We start from the raw sequence: 25133 nt of genomic DNA on the forward strand, positions 1-25133 counted from the left end.
GCCGCTAAAAATATGAAGTTTTCAGTTCTAATAGCAAGTTATAACAATGGGCGGTACTTGGAGGAGTGCTTAGACAGTATTTTAAATCAGGATTATGCTGATATCGAAATCATTGTAGTAGACGACTGCTCCCAAGATCATTCTATGACGTTATTAGAGCAGTTTGCGACCAACTTTCCCAATATAAAGGTACTTCGGAACGAACAGAATAGGGGCGCTGGTTATACAAAAAAGAGATGCATAGATGCTTCCTCTGGCGAATTGTGTGGATTTGTTGATCCAGATGATAAATTGGCTCTGCATGCTGTCTCTCTTATGGTGCAAAAACATCGTGAACTTGAAAATGCCAGCTTGATATATTCAACGAATTACGAATGCGATGAACAAATGAATATTGTTCAAATAAGTTCCTGGGTCAAAGAACAGCCTGTGGACGTATCTGTTATACAGGAGACCTATGTCGGGCATTTTGCTACATTCAAGAGAGAACTGTACAGTCAGTCAATACAGATGGAACCCACATTTAAGCGTGCAGTAGACCACGATCTGTACTGTGCATTGGAGGGGGTAGGTCCTATTGTTTTTGTAGACGAACCCTTGTATTACTATAGACAGCATGAGGGTGGAATCTCACTGAAAAAGAATCGTTATAAAGCTGAATTTTGGGATTGGATTGTAAAATACAGGCATGCCTCGCTACGAGGAGTTAATTTGGAGGAGGATTATGCTAAACTGATGAGTAATCGGATAGATGCCCCGGGGAGGGCGGGGAGACTCCTGTCTAATGTGTATACAGTTTATTTGTGGTGTAGAAAAAAGGTGGACAAATGGATTTGATATCAGTTATTATTCCAATTTACAATGTAGAGGCGTATCTCAGGGAATGTTTAGATGCTGTAATTAACCAAAGTTATACCAATCTTGAAATTATATTAATAAACGATGGTTCTACGGATAGTTCTTCTCTTATATGTGAAGAATACGCAAAGGTCGATCATCGTATTGTTATCATTAATCAAGAGAATGCAGGACCTTCAGCAGCAAGGAATAGTGGGTTGGAAAAGTCTACGGGGGCATATATTGCCTTTATAGATAGTGATGACGCAGTACACTCAGATCTTTTTACGGTTTTATATAACAAGATTGAACACGCTGATATTGCTGTATGTGATTACCTCAGGTTTGAAGATAAAATACCTATAACAGTTACGGCTCCTATGAATGTAGATACTGTCGAGATAAAGAAGTGCTCAGGTAGAGAAATGAACTTGAGTCTTTTTGATAACAAGGTTAATTTATTGGCTATTGTGGTCTGGGCGAAACTATATCGAAGACAGCTTTGGGAAACTGTACGTTATCCAGTTGGAAGGTTGCATGAAGATGAGGCAGTCATCCATAAGATATATGCTCAAGCTAATAATGTACACATCGTTGCATTGAAACTGTTTTTTTATAGGGACAGAGAAGGGAGTATAACAAACTCCAAAGCACTAAAGAGTGTGCTGGATAGCTATGAGGCTTTTAAGGGAAGGGCTGCATTCTTTGCTGAAAAAGGAGATGCTGAACTAATGGGAAAATCGTATAACGCCCAAATGGCAACACTTCTCAGGCTTGAAATCTCTAATCAGGATCCCTTGTTAGTATCATTGAGCATATCCGATATTTTGAAAGAAGATTTATATTATAGAGTAAAGCTGGGTTTGGTATGCAAGAAAATATTTCCTGCTTTTTATAATTTCTTAAGAAGGAACTTTGCAAAGTAGTGCTGAAATGAACAGAGAGATGAAGATTTCGATTGTAGTTCCCATATATAATGCAGCGAGATACCTTGCCGAATGTGTTGATTCGGTACTTGCACAGTCTTACACAAACTTTGAGCTTATTCTCGTAGATGATGGAAGTTCTGATTCGTCTGTTGTGATATGTCGACAATATGTGGACAAAGACGGTAGGATAATCCTATTGGAAAAGGAAAATGGGGGGGTGAGTTCGGCTCGGAATTTGGGGTTACGGTACGCTTCGGGAGATTGGGTTGCATTTTTGGATGCTGATGATTGGATTGAACCAGATTACCTGAACAGTTTCTTGAGCCATGACAACCTGAAAACAGACTTCATCATACAAGGTTATAAGCGTATTAGAGAGGGAGCATTGATCGGTGAGAACGGATATGATATTCCTTGCTTTAATAATTTTCCAGATTTTTTGCTGTATTCAGAAAGAAACCTATTAATAAACTCTCCTTGGCTAAAATTATTCAGGAATGATATTATTCAACGATTTAATATACTCTTTGATATCGCTTATGACCTTGGAGAGGATCATATTTTTACACTAAATTATTTGCAACGTATTCGTTCTTTTTCGGTGTCTACAGCCCGAGGTTATTGCTACCGAATGTCTACGGATTTAAGTTCCTTGACAACTAAAGTTGTCGACCTAGATAGTTTTCGGCAATATATTGTCGAAAGCAATCGCCTTAGGGAGGCATTGTTGTATGCTTATAAGGCCGATAATAGATATATCGTTCAATCTAGACAGGAAAAGAACAAGTATGGTGTCTTACTAGCAAATGCTGTTTTTGATAAGAGGAGACAGCTGTCTGTAGAGGATGAGCGAAAGGAATTCAATAAGCTGCATGGTATTCTTGAACCTAAGTATGGTGTATGGGCTATCTCCAAAAAACTATATATTTTTTATGGTTTGGTGTTGTGCGCCTATAGATTAGGGTTATACTCGACTAAATTAACCGTTCATTTATTAAACCTACTTAGAAAATTTCAGTAGATTTGTGAAAGAAACCTAGTTGTTTTTGGCATACGGCCTGCAATGATTAAGGTATGTCCTTTTAGAAAAAATATTGGAAAGTATCTGTTGTTGGTTTGAAAAATTAACTCAAAGATGAGGATATTGTACATAATAAACGATCTTAAGGTAGGAGGTGCCGAAAACTTAGTTGTTAGTTTAGCAAATGCTATACATACAATAAAAGGTGTCGAAGCAGAGATTTTGACATTGTCAGATAGAGCAAGTTCTTCAATTAACAAAGAAAGAATAGAGCAGCTGAACATTAAACACACGACACTAACCTCAGGAAGCCTGCTAAATCCGATATTGTTGTTAAAGCTCCTGCAGTTTCTTAGAAGTAACAGTTTTGATATTATACACGTCCATCTATTCCCGGCTCTTTATTATCTTGCACTATTAAAACCTTTTTTGAAGAATAGATTGATTTTTACGGAACATAGTTCTAGCAATAGGCGTATGAGAAAAGCCTTTTTAAGACCTTTGGAGCGGGTAGTGTATGGTCAATATAATAGTATTATTGCTATAACACCAGCTATTCAAGAAATATTGATAAGATGGATAGGCTATCCGAAGAAGATCCACTTAGTTTATAATGGGGTTGACGTGAAGGAGATCAGGAAGATTGAGCCTATTGATATGCGGAAGTCATATTCTCTATCGGAGAGTGACACCATACTATTGATGACAGGGCGTTTTGAATATCCTAAGCGGCAGGAGTTAGTATTGGATATATTTAGCAAATTGCCTAAGAACTATATGTTGTTCTTTTTGGGAGATGGCAGTAATAGAGAAACGTGTGAGAAAAAAGCGGTAAATATGGGGTTGGACGAAAGGATATGGTTTTTAGGAAATCAAAAAGATCCCATCCAGTTTATGAAAGCAGCTGATGTTAATATACTTCTGACAGATTATGAGGGGTTTTCTACTGTCGCCTTGGAGGCTCTTGCTTGTGGGAAACCGTTAGTTGCTTCCAAAGTGGCCGGTATTGTAGAGTTATTAGGAGATGAGAGCCAGTTTTTAGTAGATAATTCCAACATAGACGAAATTATAGCCCAAATAGTAGAAAGTACATATTACCCAGAGCTTCAAATGCAACAGGTTGAAAGATATAGTTTAGATAAGATGATTGTTAATCATTACCATCATTATCAAAAGTTATTAAATCAAAGTAATGAAGTTTAAAAAGCTGTATGTATTCTTGTTCATAAGCAAAATATTTTATTTGTTTTTTGGCTTTATTGTATACGGCCGAATTACGACTTTAGGGGACACAGTGGATTATTTGAACTCTTCTTTGTTTTTTTCTCCATCGATTCTGTATAATTCTACAGACATGATGAATTTTACCGGAGCACTTTTTAAGCGTGTTTTTTTTGTGGATATACTTGCAAGTATTCCACTCTGTCTATTATCAATGTATGGTATATATTATGCAATCGATCGATTGAAGTTATTAGAGTATCCTAAGCTCCTCGCTCTCCTATTAGTGATGCCGAACTTTGGGGTGTGGACAAGTATTCATTCGAAAGAGGCTGTGGCATGTTTTTTTTTAGGTATTATCGCTGTATTGATTGTTAATTTTATTAATGGAAATCTTCGCATAAAGCTATTAGACATAGTCGCTTTTTATCTATGTCTCATTTTTAAACCTCAATACTTTCTGTTCGTATTCCAAGCTCTTCTTTATCTTTGGTTGGTCAAAAAGTTTTATTTAAGAGCATATGGAGCTCTTTTGCTGGGCGTTTTTATGTTGTCTTGTAACGTTGTGGTGATCTATATATTCAGAGATATGATAGATATACTAGCGCAAGGAATGTATGTTCATTTTATATCCAACTCACCCGATGCAGCGCAAAGCACCCGATCGGCAGATCCATGGTTTCAACCTTATGGCTTTTTTAAGGAAATGCCGTATGGTATGTTTATTGCTTTTTGGGGGCCAACACTACCAGAGATGTTGCGCAAACCAGCACAGTTGATCTCTGGGCTTGAAAGTCTAATGATTGTTTTGCTGTTTTTTTTGGTATGGATAAAGGGGGCTGTTAACTTTATTTTGCGTTTGATCTTTATACCTAAAGTCTTTTTTTCGTACTTTGTTGTGATGTTCGGAATACTTTTTGTCCACTACCCATTCGGATACTTAAATCCAGGTTCCGCGATTCGTTATAGGGAGAATTTTTATCTTTTATTTATTATACTATTATTTTACTTGCTCAAAAAGAATAAATATATTAAGATTGATAATTGGTATATAACGGATTAGGTATAAACCAATAATATTAACTGTAATTTCAAGACTCGCACCTGCAATAAATCAGGAGGAACAAAAGCTTAGTAAAGAATTTTTGATATATTATTTAGATGGGCAGTGTCCTCATATTATTTCTATTCGATGAAAATACAGTTCATAATTACGGATTACGGTAGCTTCAATAATTTTCTTGGAGATGTGGCTGTCGCCTTGGTAAGGCAGGGCTATCGTGTGCATGTGATATGCTCGAAGGATAAGGTCATACAGGTTACGGATAGGTTTGATTACGAAGGAGAAGGCGTGACGTTCGCATACATTCCCTTTCCGAGAGGATTCAATGTGTTCAAGCATTGGAAAGCGTCGAGACAGATCCATCAGGCCGTCAGCGCTTTTTCTCCCGATATTGTGAGCATACATTTTACCACCGGGATCTTTACCACAACCTTTGCAGGGCCCTTGGGGTACAAGACCCTTGGTACCTTCCATGGTTTAGGGTATCCCGTGGTGGAGGGCACGTTGAAACGCTGGTTATACTATGGTATAGAAGCGCTGTGCATGAGACGGATAGATGAAGCCTGGGTACTGAACAGTTTTGACTACCAACAACTGCAAAAAGATTTTGCCGGTTCGCGGACAAAGGTTTTCTTGCAACCGACCAAAGGCCTAGGGTGCGTATTGGACAGATTTGACAAGAACCTGTTTTCCGCAGAGGCTAAGGAGAGCCTAAGAAATAGCTTGGGAATTGAGCAGGGAGATTTCGTGTTGTGCTTTACCGGAAGATTTGTTTTCTTCAAAGGGTATGACAAGGTCATCCGCGCTTTGAGGTTCCTGTTGGAGGATCGCGGGATGACCAATATCAAGTTGTTGCTTATCGGAGGGAAAGACAAGGCACACCCTACGGGGCTTACCGATGATGAGGAGAGGTGGGCTATGCAGAGCCGGCATATTATTCCGGTCGGCTTTACGCACGAGGTCGCAAAATACCTGAGCATAACAGATGTTTTCGTCTTTCCGAGCGAGAAAGAGGGGGTACCCGTCTGTATCATCGAGGCATTGGCCATGGAGGTGCCTGTCGTTACGACGGATGCACGCGGGTGCAATGACTTGGTCACACACCTTTCCAATGGTATTTTAGTAAACAAAAAACCATCTACCCGACAACTGGCCGAAGCCATTATGTTATTAAAAGAAGATGGGGAACTATACCATCGGTTGAAGATGCAGATCGCGACGGAGCGTTGGTCTTTGGATCGGGAAAATTTTGTTGAGCAGCAGGTAGACTTATTTAGCAGGGCGTGAAAGGACAAAATATTTTCGTGCTTTTGGTATAATGTGGTATATTTAGATAAGTTTATTGCTTAAAGAAGAGAAAAATATGATCAGGTATCTTTGGGGTGTTTTTGTAGTATGTTCTTTATCAGTAGGGGCACTGAGTGCACAGGAGAGAGCTTTTGATATCCATCTTGTCAAAGTGAATGTCCTGCCCCTTGTAGCCCAGAGCTACAGCCTATCCTATGAGACATTTATATCAAACCGGGTTTCCATAGGGACGAGTGTCAATTATAAGCCCTCGGGTGGTTTCCCTCTCCGAGCGAAAGTAGAGAATTATTATACAGACACCGACATCCGGGTGAGCAATACACAGGTGGGGCAGCTCGCTATCACGCCCGAGGTGCGATTCTATCTTTTGTCTTCTTCAAGCCTAAGAGGCTTTTATATAAGCAGTTTCCTCCAGTATGCCAACTATCGCCTGCAGGCACAGGTGGATTATATCGGAGGCGAATATGCTGCTTCTCCTTCGGAGTTTGATTTTAGGGGTAAGATGGACACGTACTCCTTTGGGGTAGCTCTTGGCTACCAATGGCGGCTATCCAATAAGTTTTATTTGGATTGGCAGATGATCGGCCCCCACTTTGGCGTGAACAAAGGGAATTTTGGCGGATCAAACCGCAACAATAAGCCCCTGAACGAAGTCCAGCAAGAGAAACTGATCAACAAACCGGATGAATTTTACATTCCTTTGGTCAAGGTCGATGTCGACGCCAACAGTAGCCAGATTGACGTACGCACTAGTGGCTATTGGGCCAGTATGCGGTTGGGCCTGTCAGTGGGATATAGGTTTTGATTAAGGTGAGATATTTATAGATTACAAGTTTTAACTGATGTTGCCTGTGTTTTAATAAAACTGATTCATGGGAAAAATCAATATTTACATTCTTTAACACCTCTCACGTGTCTCTATTTTCCCTAACTTTGTAGTGTATCCCTATTTTCATCAACAATAAAGCTTTATAATGACCACCCAAATCACAGGAGCATCCGGTTTTGTCGGCCAGAATTTAACAGAATACTTCTCTCAATATGGAGTTGCAGTAACTGGTTTTTCGTTGCGAAAATCGAATTGGCAAAACCAGTTGAGTAATGAGGCTACAGCGCTAATCCATTTAGCTGGCAAAGCCCACGATACTTCCAATACATCCAAAGAAGATGAATATTTTAAAGTCAACCGTGACCTGACGATACAGTTATTTCAAGAATTTCTAAACTCAAATATTCGTGATTTCTTTTACTTCTCTTCGGTGAAAGCAGTAGCAGATACTGTCGAAGGAATGCTGACAGAAGATGTAGACGGTAATCCATACACTCCTTACGGTAAATCCAAGTTAGAAGCCGAAGAATATCTTTTAGCACAAAAGCTGCCGCAAGGTAAACGTTTGTTTATTATACGTCCATGCATGATACACGGACCAGGGAATAAAGGAAACCTTAATTTATTGTATAAAGTCGTTGATAAAGGTATTCCATGGCCTTTGGCAGCCTTTCATAACCAACGATCTTTTTTGAGTATAGATAACCTGAGTTTTCTCATTCATCAGATGGTTGCGAAGGAGGAACTTCCTTCCGGTATCTATAATTTCGCGGATGATGAGGTTCTCTCAACGAATGAATTAGTGACTTTGATTTCCAATACATTAGGTAAAAAGCCGAAACTTTGGAGGATATCGGCAGGTTTAATAAAGGGAATTGTAAAGGCTGGAGATGTATTACCGCTTCCCTTAAATTCGGAACGGCTAAAGAAATTAACGGAATCGTATGTGGTCTCAAACGCCAAAATTAAACAGGCTCTAGGCCTAGAGAAGCTACCACTAACAGCGCAAGAAGGTTTGGTAAAGACGATTAGGAGTTTCGGAGGATAGTTCTTTAACCTTTAACAACCAGACGTTCCACTTTGGGTTAGGATCAAAGCATTTAATTTGTTAAAATATTGGGAGGATTTTTTTCTACAATATTTTTGTCCTCTGTCCGGACAAGCCAGTTACTTTTGTGGGGCAAAAGTAACCAAACCGACCGAAGGGAGCTCATCGAAGATAAACCCTTTGTCCCATCCAAGGTGGCTTTTCCCACAATTCTCAGCTCACAAAGCAAATCCCTCTGAAAGCTGAAACAACTGTCCGAAGCTCTTTAGATAGCTTCGGACAATAGTTTCCATGCCTTTTCCCTTCCCACAAGCCCAAGGGATTTCCTTTGTCTTTCCACTTGAATGGAGCAGGAATGCGCTACTGCGCTTTCACGACCTGTACTAAAGTCTACTCGCACTGACCATTCCTTAACATAAAATGTCGCCTCAAAAGTTTTGACCATGTAGAAAGACCGTTTTCGCACTATCCATTTGGTCAAAGCTTTTCAGCGACACGCTTTTGCATACTTTTGGCAAGACAAAAGTATGAGCCAGTCGCGCCGTGTCCCGAATGCTTTCGGGGGCTTGAGCGACAAATTACTGATTAAAAAAATCCTCCGTTATTTTACGATAGATTATTTTTTAACTAAACAACCCCCCAAAACATTTATAGACCTTAACCCATCAATTTGCCTTGATGTATTCGTATTTTCACCTATTTTCTTTATACTTTTGCCTTAGTTAGATAGAATAAATGACTCAAGAGCAAATCATACAACTTATTACTTCGGGAGAAAGTGACCGTGTGGAACGTACAGTTTCGGTTAGTAATACGGACAAATTCTCAGAGGCTGTGTGTGCTTTTGCGAATGATTTGGCTCATCACAAGAAACCAGGCTATCTATTGATTGGTGTCAAAGACGATGGCACACTTTCGGGTTTGAACGTAACGGATACATTGCTTAAAAACCTTGGTGCACTGCGTTCCGAAGGAAATATTTTGCCTCCTCCTGTTATTCATATCGAAAAGTTTTCGTTCCCTGATGGAGAGGTAGCTGTTGTGGAAGTGCAACCCTCGTTTTTCCCTCCGGTGCGTTACAAGGGCAAAGTTTGGGTACGTATTGGGCCAAGAAAAGCCATTGCCAATGAAGCCGAAGAGCGCATTCTGATTGAAAGACGACAGGCTGGTGTCACAACTTTTGATAGTTGTCCAATGTCTGCTGCTTCGTTGAATGACTTGGACATGGAGCTTTTTAAGCATCAATATTTGCCAAAAGCAGTGGATGAGGATACATTGAACGGCGATAAGAGAGCGTTAAGTGATAAAATGGCTTCGCTTCGCCTTTATGATACTGCCCTCAACTGTCCTACGGTGGCGGGTGTGTTGTTATTGGGTAAGAATCCTGAATACTTTCTGCCGGGAGCTTATGTACAGTATGTACGTTTTGCCGGAATCGGACGGGAAGCTGATATTCTGCGAGAGGTTAAGTTTTCAGCAAATCTAATCACGATGTTGAATAAGTTAGATGGTTTTGTAGATACTTCATTGGTTGAGAGGAAACCTATTCCGGTATCAGTTCTTAGGGAAGAGCAGGTGTTGAATTATCCGTATTGGGCATTGCGGGAACTCGTTATGAATGCAGTGATGCACAGAGATTATCAATCCAATATGCCTATTCGTCTGTATCAGTTTGATGACCGTATCGAGATAATGAATGCAGGAGGTTTGTATGGCAATGCTCGCCCGGAAAATTTTCCCAATGTCAATGATTATCGTAACCCCATAGTTGCCGAAACCATGAAAGTGTTGGGTTACGTCAATCGATTCAGTCGTGGTGTTTCAAGGGTAAATGAAGAGTTGCAAGGTAATGGTAATGGGAAAGCCGTTTTTAATTTTGATTTGATGACGGTTTTTGAAGTAACGGTTAAGTCTTCAAAAGAATATCTAAAAATTAATGCCCCGGTCACCGAGCAAGTCACCGAGCAAGTCACCGAGCAAGTCACCGAGCAAGTCACCTCATTGATTAATCTACTGGATAAAGAAATGGATAGGCAGGAATTACAGCATAAATTAGGTCTTACGCATAGAGAAAACTTCAGGGCGAACTACCTCAAGCCTGCTTTAGAGCAAGGTTTTGTGGAAATGACGATACCAGATAAACCGAATAGCCGCCTGCAGCGTTATCGGTTGACGGATAAGGGAAAGAAGGTGTTGAAGAATATGAAATAGGAACGAAAAGTATAACATGAAGAAACAATCTGAGACATCAATATCCATAACATGGACATGTCCACTACTGACTTTAATAAGCATGTTGTTCGGGCAGTTGGGTATGGCACAAATCCACTATCAACCTTATTCCTATGAACATTACCAACGGCAGATGAGAACTGTATATGCTGATAGCTTGGGACATGCCACTGTAAAACCGTTTATTAGCCAAAATTTGGACTCCCGATATGATATACAAGAACGGGATAGCAGCAAAAATTTGTTTTACCGTAAGCTCTTTCAAGAACATCTTATTGAGGTGAATAAAGAAGATCATAAATTCTACATCGATTTTATGCCCGACTTTGTTCTCGGAAAGGAAACAGGTACACATAGCAAAAATTTGTGGACAAATACCCGGGGTGCACAAGCTGGCTTATCTGTGAAGGACAAGTTCTCGCTGTATGTCAGTTTCTATGAGAACCAAGCTCGCTACGCGAGTTTTATAGATAGTACAGCTCGTCAAATAGGAAATCTGCCGGGACAAGGCTTTTCCAAGAATATCAATACAGGTCAGTATGATTGGATGAACGCAACGGCGAATATCAGTTACCATTTCTCGGATGCATTCCAAGCAAGTGTGGCTTATGATAAAATACACGTCGGAGAAGGATACCGGTCGGTATTGATCTCGGACAACCCCTATAACTTTACACATGCCCGGTTTTCAGGAACTGTGGGGCGGTGGCAATACCATTCCATCTGGGCCTATATGAACGATTTACGGAATCCTCGGTTGGCAGATGTCAATGATCCATTCACGCATAGAATGGGAAATGGGGTCAAGTATGGGGCTTTCCATTATGTCGAGTATCTAGCCAGTAATAAGCTTTCTGTAGGATTATTCCATTCCCTGATATGGGCTGAACGGAATGCTGAATCGCAAAAAGCGAATGGCGGTTTAGGGCTGAATGTCAAATATCGTCCTTGGACAAGATATATCTTTTATGGCCAGTTATATGCAGATGATCTTGGGAAGTTTGGCTTTGGCAGTAAGACCAATCACCGTACAGCTTTTCAATTGGGAGGTAAGACCTACGATCTGTTCGATGTGCCTAACCTGAGCCTGACAGCAGAATATAATCAAGCAGCTCCATACACCTATCAACATCCGAACAATCGGATTAATTATACAAGTAATGGGGAGCCACTGGCACATCCTCGTGGAGCAAATTTTCGCGAAGGACTTGCTATTTTGACCTACCGTTGGAACCGATGGGAAGCCTATGGACAAACGATGTTCGCCCGTTATGGTCTTGATCCTGATGAAGATAGCAATGTCGGTGTCGACCTATTTAAAGAGGGTATGACAAATAGTAGCTTCCGGATAGGACAGGGGCAGTTGAATAAGTTGTTCTATAATGAACTTCGGCTATCCTATGTCATGAATCCAAAGTATAATTTGCGCTGGGAGCTGGGCCTAATCAATCGTGTGAATAAAAATGTAGCGATAGCAGAACGAACCAATACAACGATATTTACCTTTGGTCTGCGCTCATCGTTTAGGACATGGCAGCGGGAATATTAACAATTTTGTCTATCTAGATAACAACATTCAAGAAGATCAAAAAATGTAGATAGGTCCATACCTCTACAATTGGCGACTAGATAGGGGAGGAAGAAATTCTATAACCTCAAGTTTACTTTTAAATCGATTAGACTATATTCCTATAAAAGGAAATTAGCATACAATTTTGTGGTGGCTCTTTCCAATTAAATATTTTTATAATTTTATTTCTATTAAAGGCACGCATAAGATATTCGGTTTCTTTTTATGAGGATGATATTTATTAAAGTTACTATGACATTGTTTATAAACATGTTAAATAAGAAACTATTTTCAAAAAGCATCTTATTCTCAAAATAGTCCTTTCTTTCCTTGTCAATTCTATACGCATTAAAGTGGTTCAGATTATCAGACGCTGTTCCCAAAAGCAAAAAATGGGAAGAATATCATTTATATTTCTCAAAAGATAGCTGTTGCATTATTAGAGGTTATCATTAATTTCGGAAAACCAATGCGTCTTTACTCAGAAACAATATAAACTTAATAAAAAGGTAATTTAAAAATAATAATAATGTCAACTCTGCTATGGAGATTTGCGAAAGACGAGTTAAATCGGAGAATTTGTGATGGAATACGAACAAGACTTTGAAGTACTTTCTGATAGGGAGTTTATACAATTTATAGCGGGTAATCAAGAGGTTTTTAGAAAAATCTTTGATAGTTACCACCGTAGGCTATACAGCTTTGTGTTTAGCTTCACTAAATCACATCATGATACCGAAGAGATTATACAAGATACATTTGTCACCCTCTATACGAACAGAGAGAATCTTAGGGACGCTACAGGTATATATCCTTATTTATTTGTGGTAGCCAAGAGATTGTTGATTTCGGAATTTCGAAAAAAAGTTGTTCGGTCTAAATACCAACATTATATAGCGTTTCATTGGAGCGAGTCAACCACTAACACACAAGATCAATTGGCTGAAAGAGAACTGAGCAGCACGTTGGATAACCTTATTGCTAAACTTCCAAAAAAAGAACAACAGGTCTATAAGCTGAATAAGCTTGAAGGGATGTCGTATCAAGAGATTGCAGAGAAGTGCGGGCAATCAAAAAATACTGTTAAAAACCAGATTATTGCCGCATCAAAAAAATTGCGCTGGAAATTGGATAAAATTTATTTCTTAAACTTACTTATGGCACTCACTATCCTCTAGTTAAAGATGAGCGCAACACCTAACCAAACCTTATTTCTATCAAATTTTAACAAGCAATAGTCCAGTAGCCTAACTTGCGCGTTTATATAGATAATTGGCTTAAAAAAGGTGAAAAGAGAAAAACTATATAAACTTATTCAGCAATTTCAAGAGGACAACATTTCTGATGAAGATTTAAGAGAACTGAAAACATTCTTACAACAGGAAAATTCAGATAAAATTTTGATGGAAGTACTGGAAAGTTTGCAGATTGAAATTCAATTGCTGGAAATCAATCCATCGCATTCCGAAACTATGTTCCAACGGATCGTTTCTGATGTTGCGTCAGATTCTGGATATCGCCCGGTCCGCCTACTTTCCCGCACGAATTTAGGAAAGTGGGCTTTAGTTGGAGCAGCGCTGTTGCTTTGCGTACTTTCGGTTGTCTATTACAACAGCCGTTTTAGCCGTGCCCAAATTGAAGGTGCACCTCCAAAAATAGCGTCAAAACCTATTGTTCCAGGTGGCAGCAAGGCAAAGGTATTATTGGAGGATGGAAGTATGATCAATCTGGAGCAGCTAAGTAATGATACCACCATTATGCTGAATGGTTATTCCATACACAAGGATGCCAATGGCATGTTGTCTTATGAATTGTTGGACACAGCACCTGCCGACAAAATCCTTTATAATACCATTATTACACCCCAGAGTGGAGAGTATAGCCTGATTTTAGCCGATGGTACCAAAATATGGGTAAACTCAGGTTCCGAACTGCGATATCCTCTTAATTTTGGAGACAACAGCCGTACCGTCCATCTTCAAGGAGAAGCGTATTTTGAGGTGGCAACGTTAAAAAGTAAGCAGCGAATTATTCCATTTATTGTTCATACTGGAGAGCAGAAGCTCAAAGTATTAGGAACTTCCTTTAATATCAAAAGTAAGCAAGGAAAAATTGAAACTACACTTGTTGAAGGAGCTGTGCAACTAACCTTTAAGCAAGGAGAAAAACATGTACTAAAACCAAATCAACAAGCCGTATTCAGTGTCCGTGAGCGACAGTTAAATATCAATATGGTGGACCCGTTTTATACCACAGCGTGGAAAAATGGTGTCTTTGCTTTTGATAATATATCTATCAAGGAGGTCATGAACATTTTATCAGCATGGTATGATGTAGAAATCGATTATCAAGACGATGTATCAAAGGTTTTTTTCACTGGGACAGTTTCTAGATATGAAGATATTCAGAATGTTTTACAGCTAATTGAGATGACCGGCTCGGTACGTTTCAAAACAGTAGAAAGGAGGATAGTGGTTATGCAATAGAGGTTAAACTTGTATTGCTTATCCGATCAGGAGCGCTGGAACCGCTCCTGAACAAGATAAGCCTAACGACTTGGATTGATAATTAAATAGTGGAAATACCAATCTTTTACAAATGTATAAAAAAAAGAAATTATCGGTTTTCGCAGATTATGCGGATATCATACCTAACACATTGTCTATGAAGCTATCAGTGATTCTTATGTTTTCTGGGATAATGCAAGTAAGCGCCTATACTTACGGACAAAAGGTAACTATACATAAAAAAAATGTAAAACTAACCAATGTTTTAAAAGAAATACAAAAACAAAGTGGGTATAACATTTTATATGATAGTGCACTTGTTCCATCAAACCTCACTTTAGATGTTAATTTACATAATGAGGGTGTAGATAAAACATTATCCACCATACTTCGTACTTATGAGCTGGAATATAAAATTGTGGATAAAAATATTATCCTCAGTCGTAAATCCCGTCGAGCAGTACTTGAAAAGGCAGTTATTGAAGAGCAGCAAAAACGTGTAGTAACAGGTAAAATTGTCAATGAGAAATCAGAAATCCTATCTAATGTATCTGTCAGTGAGTTGGGGGCAGACAATGGAACGATGACAGACGACTTTGGTAATTTTACCTTGACACTTAAAGGTACAGCTCCTACACTAGTTTTTACCTTTGTGGGGTACCAAAAACAAGAAATAATACTAGGAAATGAGTCTACGCTTCAAGTCACAATGCAACCTATGTTAAGTGATTTAGATGAAGTCGTAGTCGTAGGTTATGGAGAACAGAAAAAAGTAAATCTAACAGGTGCTGTTAGTCAGATAGCAGGTGAAGAATTTGAAGATAGACCGGTAAGCCAACTGACACAGGCTTTACAGGGGGCTATACCCAACCTGAATGTCGTGTTTGGGTCGGGTAAACCTGGCACTAGTGGGGCGGTCAATGTTAGGGGGAATACTTCCATCAATGGGGGAGGTCCGCTGATCCTGATAGATGGAATTTTAGGAACGTTGGACCGCATCAACGTCAATGATGTAGAGTCGGTAACAGTATTAAAAGATGCTTCGGCAGCTGCGGTGTATGGTGCACGGGGAGCTTTCGGAGTAATTTTGGTGACGACAAAGACCGGTAAAAAAGATGGGCACACCGCTATTGATTTTAATACCAATGTCGGCTATACAACCCATGCGACCAATACTGATTATATCACTTCGGGTTATTGGAATGCAAAGATCAATGATGACGCCATGTATAATGCACTTGGTTATAGGGCTACTCGATATACAGACGAAGATTACGAAGAACTATGGTCGCGTGTAAATGATAAGACAGAAGATCCTTCCAGACCGTGGGTTGTTACCAAACAAGATGCGAGCGGGCGAGATATATACCGATATTATGCCAACTTTGATTGGTTTAATTATCTTTATGATGACGTACGCCCAAAAACAGATCACAACCTTTCTATTTCTGGTAAGTCCGGTAATACATCCTATGCCTTGTCGGGAGGGAAATCAAATGAACAGGGGATATTTAATATTAATCCCGATGAGTTTTCACGATACAACCTTCGTGCAAATTTAAATTCTGAATTACGGCCATGGCTTACCGTAAGTAATAACACGCATTTTTTTAAATCATCTTATGATTGGAGTGGATTGGAGAACAATTTTAGCACGGTATCCAATAATGTAAGTAACAGTCCGACCTATCACTATCACGCGATGTATGTGCCATACAATCCCGATGGTACATTAACTGGTTATTCTGGAATTAACAGCTATCCTATAGGTTATGGGTTGCATAATGCACTTGAGAGCGGCACCATGAAAGGGTATTCAAGAGGAACAGAATTTACTAATAAATCTGAAGCTATAATCAATTTTGGTAAAGGGCTAACGCTTACCGGGAACTATTCCTACAGAGAATATCGTTCCGACTACTCTTATCGTCAAACCAGACAATATTATTCTAAATACCCTGGTATAATGGAGTTATCCTCTCTAGGAGCACTAAATCAAGATAAGCTGAACGAGTCCATGAGCAAGTACCAATGGCACTTTATCAACGTCTTTGCTAACTATCAGAAAAGCTTTGGAAACCATAATCTTACAGCTATGGCCGGATTTAACCAAGAAAATAGGATATATAAACGCGTGGGAGGAATTGGCCAAGAGCTCTTGTCTGAAACACTGAACGACTTGAATTTGGTTGTCGGCGAAAAGCAATTTTTAGGTGGTGCTGATGAATGGGCAGTACGCGGTGGATTCTTCCGACTTAACTATGATTATGCGGGCAAATACCTCTTCGAAGCGAGTGGACGTTCTGATGGTACATCTCGCTTCCCAAAAGCTAGCCGCTTTGGTTTCTTTCCATCATTTTCAGCAGGTTGGCGTATTAGTGAAGAGGCTTTCTTTGAACCAATCAAACCAATTGTCAACAACCTAAAAATACGTTATTCATATGGTTCATTGGGTAATCAAGAGGTTTCTACCTATGCTTATATATCGTCCATGTCTACCGGGCAGATCAACTACCTGGTTGACGGACAGAAATTGAACGTAACCTATAACCCGGCGCCGGTAGCCAATTCCCTTACCTGGGAGAAGATCACGACAAGCAATATCGGTTTGGACTTCAACCTCTTCAATAACCGCCTTGGTGTAGAAGCCGATTATTACACCCGCAATACCATCGGCATGTTGAGTATTGCACAGACTTTACCCGATGTGTTTGGCGCTACCGAACCCAAAGAGAATGCGGCAGATCTCCAGACAAAAGGTTTTGACCTAGCCGTAACTTGGCGGGATCATTTCGAAGTAGCAGGAAAGCCTTTTAACTATTCTGTACGTGGTGTCTTATCAGACTACACCTCTGAAATAACCAAATTCAGTAATCCTGCAGGCCTGTTGAACCAGTATTACAAAGGGCAGCAGCTCGGCGAAATCTGGGGCTACCAATACGATGGCTTCTTTAAAACAACCGAAGAAGCACAGGCATACGCTAAGATTGTAAATCAAGATCAGATCAACCGCCGTCGGGTGCAGGCACCTACCGCCGAACTTCGTATGCTGCAGGCCGGGGATATCAAGATCAAAGACCTGAACGGAGATGGTATCATCAATACAGGGTTGAATACCTTGGACGACCCGGGAGACCGTCGTGTTATCGGGAACAGCCAGCCACGCTATTCCTATGGATTAACATTAGGGGCCAATTGGAACGGCATCGATGCCTCTCTATTTTTGCAAGGTATCGGAAAGCAAAACTGGTATCCTGATCTGGAAGCACAGGCATTCTGGTCTGTATATGCCCGTCCATACGATTCTTTTATACCGAGCGACTTCCCAGACAAAATCTGGTCGCCGGAAAATCCAAACGCATATTTTCCATTTTTACGCGGTTATACGGCTCAGAACTCCGAGCTGTCCGTGGCCAATGATATGTATTTGCAGGATATCTCTTATTTAAAAATAAGAAACCTAACCGTAGGTTATACCTTTCCAAGCACCTGGATGGAACGTGCCAAGATCAGTAAGCTTCGCTTGTTTATGAGTGGCGAAAACCTGCACACCTGGACAAAATTGGATACCGATTACCTTGATCCCGAAATGGTCATGAGTGATAAGACCGGTAGAAGCTACCCTGTGGGTAGAGTGATCTCTTTTGGTGCACAAATTTCATTTTAAAAGGCTAAAAACATGAAAAAACATAAAATCATAATATATGCTATCTTAGCACTTGGATTGTCGGCCTGTAACGATAGTTATCTGGAACGCTATCCTTTATCCGAGCTGGCACCGGAAAATTATTTTTTAACGGCTGCAGAACTCGAGAATTATACCAACGCTTTTTACGCCGAACTGCCGGATGCCCTCGCGATTCATTACAATACCCCGAACCAGGCAGATGATGAGGCTAGAAGTACCATTGCAAGCGAAATTCAAGGTACCCGTACTACCCCGTCCAGCGGTGGTGGATGGGCCTGGGAAGAGCTGCGTCAGATAAATTTCTTTTTACAGAACTCCCATAAGTGCACCGACGAGGCCGCACGCTTGCGGTATGATGGCATAGCGCGATTCTTCAGGGCTTACTTCTATTTCGAAAAAGTGGTTCGTTTTGGGGATGTGCCATGGTACGATACCGTTCTGGAACTTGATGATGAGGGCTTAACCAAGGCACGGGACTCCCGTAAATTCGTATTTGAAAAAATGTTGGAGGATATCGATTTTGCCATTGCCAACGCACCGCAGACTAAAAGCGGGCAACGCGTCACCAAATGGACAGCACTGGCTTTCAAATCCAGAATGTGCCTATTCGAGGGAACCTTTCGCAAATACCATGGGTTGGGCGACTGGGAACCCATTCTACAACAAGCTGCGGCAGCTTCCGAAGAGCTGATGAACTCCGGGATATACAAAATCTATACAAGCGATCCTACAAAAGCCTATCAGGAGTTGTTCATCGCCGAAGATGCCATCCTTGACGAGATTATTTTATCCCGCCAGTATGATGCATCTGTACCCTTAGTGCATTCCGCAAACTTTTACATTCTATCTGCTTCCTATGGCCGTCCGGGTATGCAGAAGTCGCTTGTTGACAGCTACCTGATGGCGGATGGCTCACGTTTCACCGACAAACCCAATTACCAGACGATGTCTTTCTATGAAGAGACCCAGAACCGCGACCCCCGTTTGGCACAAACGATCCGCACCCCAGGGTATAAACGAATTGGACAGTCGACAACTTCCGTTCCCGATTTTGCTACTTCCGTGACGGGCTACCAGTTTATTAAATATGTGCTGGCACCGAGTTACGATGCAGGACAGTCTACCAACGATATGCCGATATTCCGCTATGCTGAAACCTTGCTGAACTATGCAGAGGCAAAGGCAGAGCTGGGTACGATCAATCAAGCCGATCTGGATAGGAGTGTTAACCTTTTACGTCGTCGCGTGGAGATGCCAGACATGAACCTCTTGGCGGCAAATGCGAATCCAGATGTTTATCTAAAAACCGAATATCCCAATGCAACAGCAGGAGCTCAGCAAGGTGTCATTTTAGAGATACGTCGTGAACGCCGAATTGAACTCGTTAAAGAAGGATTACGTTACCGCGATCTACTGCGTTGGAAAGAAGGTGGGCGGCTGGCCAAACCATTCTATGGTATGTACTTCCCTGGAGTAGGTGAATATGACTTGGATAACGACAGTAAAATAGATTTGGTCATCTATGAAGGGACATCTCCTACACGTTTGCAGGGTGTACAATATCAAAAGCTTGGTGAACTGGTGCTAGAAAATGGTACAAAAGGTGGAAGAATAATCAACTTACCGGATATAATTAAAAAGTGGGATGAAAATAAGGATTATTACTATCCTATCCCTACACAGGAATTACAGTTGAACCCTCAGCTGAAACAAAATCCACACTGGGAGGATACTGGAATTTAAAGGATTAGCATATGAAATATCCATGTAGCATTGACGGCATAGGAAAGAATGGCCGAAAAGCAGCAGGCACAAGAGAAGAAATTGAATGTGCATGAAGTATGTGGATGTTTCATATAGCTCCTAAAAATCAAATTTTATGCGGATGAAACTATCATGATTTATTCAAACCGCAAGGAGGGAAGAATAGACCGAGTTTGCGAGTTCTTGAACACATTAAAAAAAAATCATCAAGATGATAATCGGATAGTTCGTCACATGTTAAAAGCAAATTTGGAAGATGAAAAAAAACATTATTTTATTAATAACGGCGCTCCTATGTATAGGTAGTGCCAGTCACGCGCAGCAAAAGATTAAGATACTCTCGTATAACGTACTGTATGGTTTAAAAGATTCAACGAATATCGAGCGTTATAAACAGTTTGTGAAAGAGCTAGACCCGGATATTGTCGCCACCCAAGAAATGAATGGTTGGACACAAAAAACACTTGAAGGGCTGGCACGTAGTTACTCGCATCCTTATGCGCTGCAGTCTAAGGAAGAAGGCTTTCCAGTTGCACTATCGGCGAAAATGCCACTTACTAACTTCAAGAAGGTTACCGAAAATATGTGGCATGCCTATATCTATGCGAAAGTAAAAGGCCTGCATATCTTTGTTATTCACTTTTCACCATTTAGCTATGAAAAACGTTTAGAAGAAGTAGACAATATCATTGCGCAAATCAATGAGCTGCCCAGTAATGAACCAATACTTGTTATGGGGGATTTTAACTCGCTTTACCAAGGAGATCAGGGCCAGTACGATGAAGATTTACTAACGAGCATGAAAAAATCGGAGGAGAAAAATGCACATATCCGAAACCTTAATAAGGGGCAAATTGACTATTCTGTATTAAATAAACTGGAAAAAGCTGGATTTAAAGATACGCACTATCTTTTGCATAAGGATTTTGTGAGTAGTGTGCCGACTTTTAAAGATGGTCAAGGAAATATTAAAGAAAAGAACACAGGCAAAGGCAAACGAATTGATTTTATCTGGTGCAATCCTGCTGCAGCGCCTTATGTAACAAAAAGTGAGATAATAAAAAACGAGCTGTCAAACATCATCTCGGACCATTATCCAGTATACATAGAGCTGACAATTCCCGCCAGGAAGTAAAGTTCCTTAGGCTATTTGTGTCATTTTTATGAGGTGCTGTCTCCAGTCTATTCGTAGGCTGGACGCAGCGCCTCATTGTGTTTTGTAGCTAACATTTTGGCGGTATGGTTGTTCTTTATATAAAAATTTAGATATGAAGCATGCTAAGTCAATAATTGGATTAGGAATTCTTTTCGCCTTATGGGGCTGCCAATCGCCTTCTACAAAGCATGACGATCAAAGAGATAGCATAGCGGTGCCTGAAAAAGGATATAGCCAGATGGGGAAGGTGAATACCGTTCAGCATCAAGGCATGAAAATCGTTGGTAAGAAGGATACAGTGTCTTTTGACCTGGCAAAACCCGGCTGCGTCAAGATAAGTTTGATGGTGCCGAAGGATTCCGGTAATATCCGTATCAATCAATTGCTGATGCCCAACGGCGAGATGGATGGCCCATTCGGTAAGGTTTTTGAAGATAGTCTGCACAGGGTAGGGACCTATAAAATCATCATTGCCGAAAGCTTGATGCAGGAAAACCCTTATGCCGGAACTTATATTGTGAAGATTGAGACGGAGGATGGGTTGTAGCATTTGAGGATTCGCAAAACCATTTATTTTTCCATTTGTTGTGTAGGTAACGTACTTCAACAAAAGCAATATTATGGCGAAAATAGTGGCAGAGCAGCTTGTGGATATGTTGGCAGAAGCAGGCATCAAACGGATTTATGCAGTGACGGGCGATAGCCTGAATTATTTTAATGATGCCATCCGTCGGGATGGGCGTATTCAGTGGATACATGTACGGCACGAAGAAGTGGGAGCCTATGCGGCGGCGGCCGAAGCCGAGCTTGACGGCCTGGCCTGTTGTGCTGGCAGCTGTGGCCCGGGCCACGTACACCTTATCAACGGTATGTACGATGCGCACCGTTCGCGTGTTCCTTTGCTGGTTATTGCTTCTACCATCCCAACAAACCAAATGGGGATGGATTATTTTCAGGAAACCAATACGTACAAGCTGTTTGACGACTGCAGCTCATATAATCAGCTGATCACTACTGCGGAGCAGGCTCCTCGCGTTATACAGTCGGCAATTCAGCACGCCATTTCAAAAAAAAGTGTCAGTGTCATCGGGTTTCCGGGCGATGTGGCCGAATTAAAAGCCGTTGACACGCATACCTCTACGCAACTTTTTCGATGCCACTCTATTATTCGCCCTGCAGATGCAGAGCTTGCGCAACTGGCACAGCTGATCAACAAGAGCAAGAAGATAACACTCTATTGTGGTATCGGCTGTCAAGGTGCCCATGCTGAGGTGCTTGCCCTAGCTGAAAAACTCAAAGCGCCGGTGGGCTATAGCTTCCGGGGTAAGATGCATGTACAGCGCGACAATCCTTACGATGTAGGGATGACGGGCCTCTTGGGGGTGCCCTCCTGTTATCAGGCCATGCATGAGGCTGACCTCCTCCTGCTTTTGGGTACCGATATGCCCTATGACGCCTTTATGCCTACCGATAATACCATCGTACAGATCGATACTGCAGAGGAACGACTCGGCAGAAGATGCAAGCTCACGATGGGACTCAAAGGCGATATCAAGGAGACCATTCAGGCATTACTTCCCCTATTGGATATTAAAGATGATCGTTCTTTTGCAGATTCCTTTATCAAATTTTACGAGAAAGTCAGCGAGCGTCTGCACGACTATGTCAAGGACTCTGGAGAGAAAGATGCGATACAGCCTGAGTTTGTAGCCTCAAAAATTGATGAACTGGCTGCCCAGGACGCTGTTATTACCGTAGATACGGGTATGTCCTGTGTATGGGGCGCACGCTATATCAATCAGAAGGGAGACCGCTATCTACTTGGTTCGTTCAATCACGGGAGTATGGCCAATGCCATGCCAATGGCTATTGGCGCATCGCTCAGTCATCCTGCTCGACAGGTAATAGCCTTCTGTGGCGATGGGGGATTAAGTATGCTGCTGGGCGATCTGGCGACGATCTACCAATATAAAATCCCGGTGAAGCTTATCGTGTTTAATAACAGAACGCTGGGAATGGTCAAGCTGGAAATGGAGGTTGCCGGCCTGCCGGACAACCAGACGGATATGGTCAATCCTGATTTTGCTAAAGTGGCCGAGGCCATGGGAATCGCTGCGGAGAATGTACACCAGCCTGATGAGGTGGAAGAGGCGATCAAACGTGCGTTTCTTCATCAGGGGCCTTATCTCCTTAATATCTTCACCAGTCCCAATGCATTGGCAATGCCTTCACATATCACTAAAGAGCAGGTCATGGGGATGACACAGACTATGGCGAAGATGATTCTTGGCGGTAAAATGGATGAAGTATTTGACACTATTAAATCAAACTATAAACACTTAAAAAGCCTGTGGTAATTTTTCTATTCTTACGCGCAGTTTCAATCTAAATATTGTTTATTTGTTATAAAAATTAATTTTTACTATTTTAATAGCAATTGATAGCTTGCTATTAGGCTGATGTGACGGATGCATCGGAATGATCATATTGTAATCTATTAATTTTTTGCACATGACAAAGAACCGGAAGAAAAAAAGTGTATACCTGTCTCCCCAAAAGCAGGATGCGGCACAATTCAAAGCCTTTTGTTTGCGTTTGCAGACCATCTCTGAAAAGATGGTTGGACCGGGCTACTTCGAACTAATCCCATTATTCTCGCTCAAACTTATGTTCATGAAGAGGTATCCCCGTCTTACTGTCAACCTTGACAATGGGGTTATTGTTGGAAAAGAAGAGCAGTTAGCTTATAAAAAGATGTTTGCATCTAGGCTTAAATATCCCGGTGTCGATACGTTGCGAGGAGAGAAAATAGAATATATGTTTTTCTTTTCGGAAGTGTTATTACTCGTTACGTTTATTGAATACATTTCCCCCCAGTATATCAAAGAATACGACATACTTCAATCTGTATTCAAGCCTTATTTTGTTGAGGGCGAATGGTTTGCTACGGCATTGTACAGAGCTACAGGCTTCCTGAGTTTCGAAAATTGTGGGCATTACGATATGTACAAAGGTACCGTACAATTTGATCTGTCCAATCTTTTGATGTACGAAGGGCGCGGTATAAATGAGATCACCTTGGTCCGTATTAAGAATAATCTAGATACGATAGAGCTGAATGGGATAAAGCGTCCGATTGCCCAGTTGGGGCAGGTACCTTTTATCAAAGGTAAGCCGATCAGCTGGGTGATGATCCGACCGGATCAATTGGGGCTGACAGATGTTAAGGATAACAGTCCTAAGCCTATATTTGTACAGCAGCATGCACTGCGTCGTCTCGAAGAGCGAGCTCTATGTGGGTCAGGGCATCTGCAAATTATTATCGCTCATATTTTTTCTGCCGGTACCCCTCATTTTATAGTAGGCAAAGAGCATATATTGCTGGAATGCAAGTTTGTATCTCATAAAATAGGGTATTTTGTAATCTCTTTTTTGGGCGACAAGTGGTTGTTACGGACGTTTCTATTCCTAACCAATGAAGGAACCCCCGAAGGCGATAAACTAAAGGAGCTTACCGCCCTTGACAGGGAGGATAAGAAATACCTCGAAATCGATCGTATGGATGCGTTTCTAAAATACGATATCGAAAATGATCAAAGGCTGAAGGATATATTTATGGCAGCTGGATGCCAATCGCTCTTTGGCTATGCAAAGCTTTTTGCACGCAAAGAAGGAGAGATTGGAAATGCGGAACATATCGCTCAATATTTTCTGATAAACTAGTTCCTCATCAGATCATATAAATGGACGCTTTCCAATAAAAGGAAGCGCCCGTTTTTGTTTTTGCGTCAATGTCAGGATTATAAAATCCTCTTTTATCGTAGCTTCGGGATGGCACTTCGTTAACATCCCGAAGAGCAGAGATTGTAAATTTTATTTTCATCCCACTTCTTTAGAAAATGTGATGCAATCTCAAATAAATCTTTTGGCTCTGTCTCTTTAAGTAAGCGGACAAGTGTT

19 protein-coding genes are annotated in these 25133 nt (G+C 41.0%); 18 read left to right on the plus strand and 1 reads right to left on the minus strand.

The genetic code is table 11. From position 1 onward, the window contains the following. Positions 1-12 precede the first annotated feature (12 nt). The 8 genes from BM375_RS11550 to BM375_RS11585 all read left to right on the plus strand — a co-directional run bounded on the left by BM375_RS11550 (position 13) and on the right by BM375_RS11585 (position 8256). Positions 13-837 (plus strand): glycosyltransferase family 2 protein, encoded by an 825-nt coding sequence (locus tag BM375_RS11550; protein WP_093366244.1) that lies wholly within the window; start codon positions 13-15, stop codon positions 835-837. Beyond that, on the plus strand, positions 828-1763 hold the full coding sequence (locus BM375_RS11555) for a glycosyltransferase family 2 protein (protein ID WP_093366246.1): 936 nt from the start codon (positions 828-830) through the stop codon (positions 1761-1763). The genes BM375_RS11550 and BM375_RS11555 overlap by 10 nt, the downstream gene beginning before the upstream one ends. A gap of 7 nt (positions 1764-1770) precedes the next feature. Beyond that, the gene (locus BM375_RS11560) at positions 1771-2787 is read left to right on the plus strand and encodes a glycosyltransferase family 2 protein (RefSeq protein ID WP_093366248.1); all 1017 of its coding nucleotides are present in this window, start codon (positions 1771-1773) and stop codon (positions 2785-2787) included. Between the two features lie 114 nt (positions 2788-2901). Further along, positions 2902-3990 carry a glycosyltransferase gene (locus BM375_RS11565; protein WP_093366250.1) on the plus strand — a complete coding sequence of 363 codons (1089 nt, stop codon included), beginning with the start codon at positions 2902-2904 and terminating at the stop codon, positions 3988-3990. A gap of 151 nt (positions 3991-4141) precedes the next feature. Beyond that, complete coding sequence (locus tag BM375_RS11570) at positions 4142-5071, plus strand: hypothetical protein (protein ID WP_139227579.1); 930 nt, start codon at positions 4142-4144, stop codon at positions 5069-5071. A gap of 129 nt (positions 5072-5200) precedes the next feature. Further along, on the plus strand, positions 5201-6358 hold the full coding sequence (locus BM375_RS11575; protein ID WP_093366254.1) for a glycosyltransferase: 1158 nt from the start codon (positions 5201-5203) through the stop codon (positions 6356-6358). Between the two features lie 76 nt (positions 6359-6434). Continuing rightward, on the plus strand, positions 6435-7184 hold the full coding sequence (locus BM375_RS11580; RefSeq protein WP_139227581.1) for a DUF3575 domain-containing protein: 750 nt from the start codon (positions 6435-6437) through the stop codon (positions 7182-7184). Between the two features lie 169 nt (positions 7185-7353). After that, entirely contained in the window at positions 7354-8256 is a 903-nt protein-coding gene (locus BM375_RS11585) for an NAD-dependent epimerase/dehydratase family protein (RefSeq protein WP_093366257.1), read from the plus strand. Positions 8257-8521: 265 nt separating this feature from the next. Here BM375_RS11585 and BM375_RS11590 read toward each other — a convergent pair whose 3' ends face one another. After that, positions 8522-8701: a hypothetical protein gene (locus BM375_RS11590; protein ID WP_093366259.1), complete on the minus strand. Its 180-nt coding sequence runs from the start codon at positions 8699-8701 to the stop codon at positions 8522-8524. Positions 8702-8991: 290 nt separating this feature from the next. Between BM375_RS11590 and BM375_RS11595 the strand changes: the two genes are divergently transcribed. The 10 genes from BM375_RS11595 (at position 8992) to BM375_RS11640 (ending at position 24896) form a co-directional block, all read left to right on the plus strand. Then, a complete protein-coding gene (locus tag BM375_RS11595) occupies positions 8992-10467 on the plus strand; it encodes a Fic family protein (RefSeq protein ID WP_093366260.1) in 1476 nt (491 codons plus the stop codon). A gap of 16 nt (positions 10468-10483) precedes the next feature. Further along, on the plus strand, positions 10484-12037 hold the full coding sequence (locus BM375_RS11600; RefSeq protein ID WP_139227583.1) for a hypothetical protein: 1554 nt from the start codon (positions 10484-10486) through the stop codon (positions 12035-12037). 605 nt (positions 12038-12642) lie between these two features. Continuing rightward, a complete protein-coding gene (locus BM375_RS11605; protein ID WP_093366263.1) occupies positions 12643-13236 on the plus strand; it encodes an RNA polymerase sigma factor in 594 nt (197 codons plus the stop codon). Between the two features lie 108 nt (positions 13237-13344). Continuing rightward, on the plus strand, positions 13345-14544 hold the full coding sequence (locus BM375_RS11610) for a FecR family protein (protein WP_093366265.1): 1200 nt from the start codon (positions 13345-13347) through the stop codon (positions 14542-14544). Positions 14545-14656: 112 nt separating this feature from the next. After that, complete coding sequence (locus BM375_RS11615) at positions 14657-18232, plus strand: TonB-dependent receptor (RefSeq protein ID WP_093366266.1); 3576 nt, start codon at positions 14657-14659, stop codon at positions 18230-18232. Positions 18233-18244: 12 nt separating this feature from the next. After that, on the plus strand, positions 18245-19996 hold the full coding sequence (locus BM375_RS11620) for a RagB/SusD family nutrient uptake outer membrane protein (RefSeq protein ID WP_093366268.1): 1752 nt from the start codon (positions 18245-18247) through the stop codon (positions 19994-19996). A 277-nt stretch (positions 19997-20273) separates the two neighbouring features. Beyond that, positions 20274-21152 (plus strand): endonuclease/exonuclease/phosphatase family protein, encoded by an 879-nt coding sequence (locus BM375_RS11625; protein WP_093366269.1) that lies wholly within the window; start codon positions 20274-20276, stop codon positions 21150-21152. Between the two features lie 133 nt (positions 21153-21285). Then, the gene (locus BM375_RS11630; RefSeq protein ID WP_093366271.1) at positions 21286-21720 is read left to right on the plus strand and encodes a hypothetical protein; all 435 of its coding nucleotides are present in this window, start codon (positions 21286-21288) and stop codon (positions 21718-21720) included. A gap of 73 nt (positions 21721-21793) precedes the next feature. Then, positions 21794-23530 (plus strand): thiamine pyrophosphate-dependent enzyme, encoded by a 1737-nt coding sequence (locus tag BM375_RS11635; RefSeq protein WP_093366272.1) that lies wholly within the window; start codon positions 21794-21796, stop codon positions 23528-23530. Between the two features lie 154 nt (positions 23531-23684). Further along, on the plus strand, positions 23685-24896 hold the full coding sequence (locus tag BM375_RS11640; RefSeq protein ID WP_093366274.1) for a hypothetical protein: 1212 nt from the start codon (positions 23685-23687) through the stop codon (positions 24894-24896). Positions 24897-25133 lie beyond the last annotated feature (237 nt).

Source organism: Sphingobacterium wenxiniae (assembly GCF_900116225.1).
Lineage (GTDB): Bacteria > Bacteroidota > Bacteroidia > Sphingobacteriales > Sphingobacteriaceae > Sphingobacterium > Sphingobacterium wenxiniae.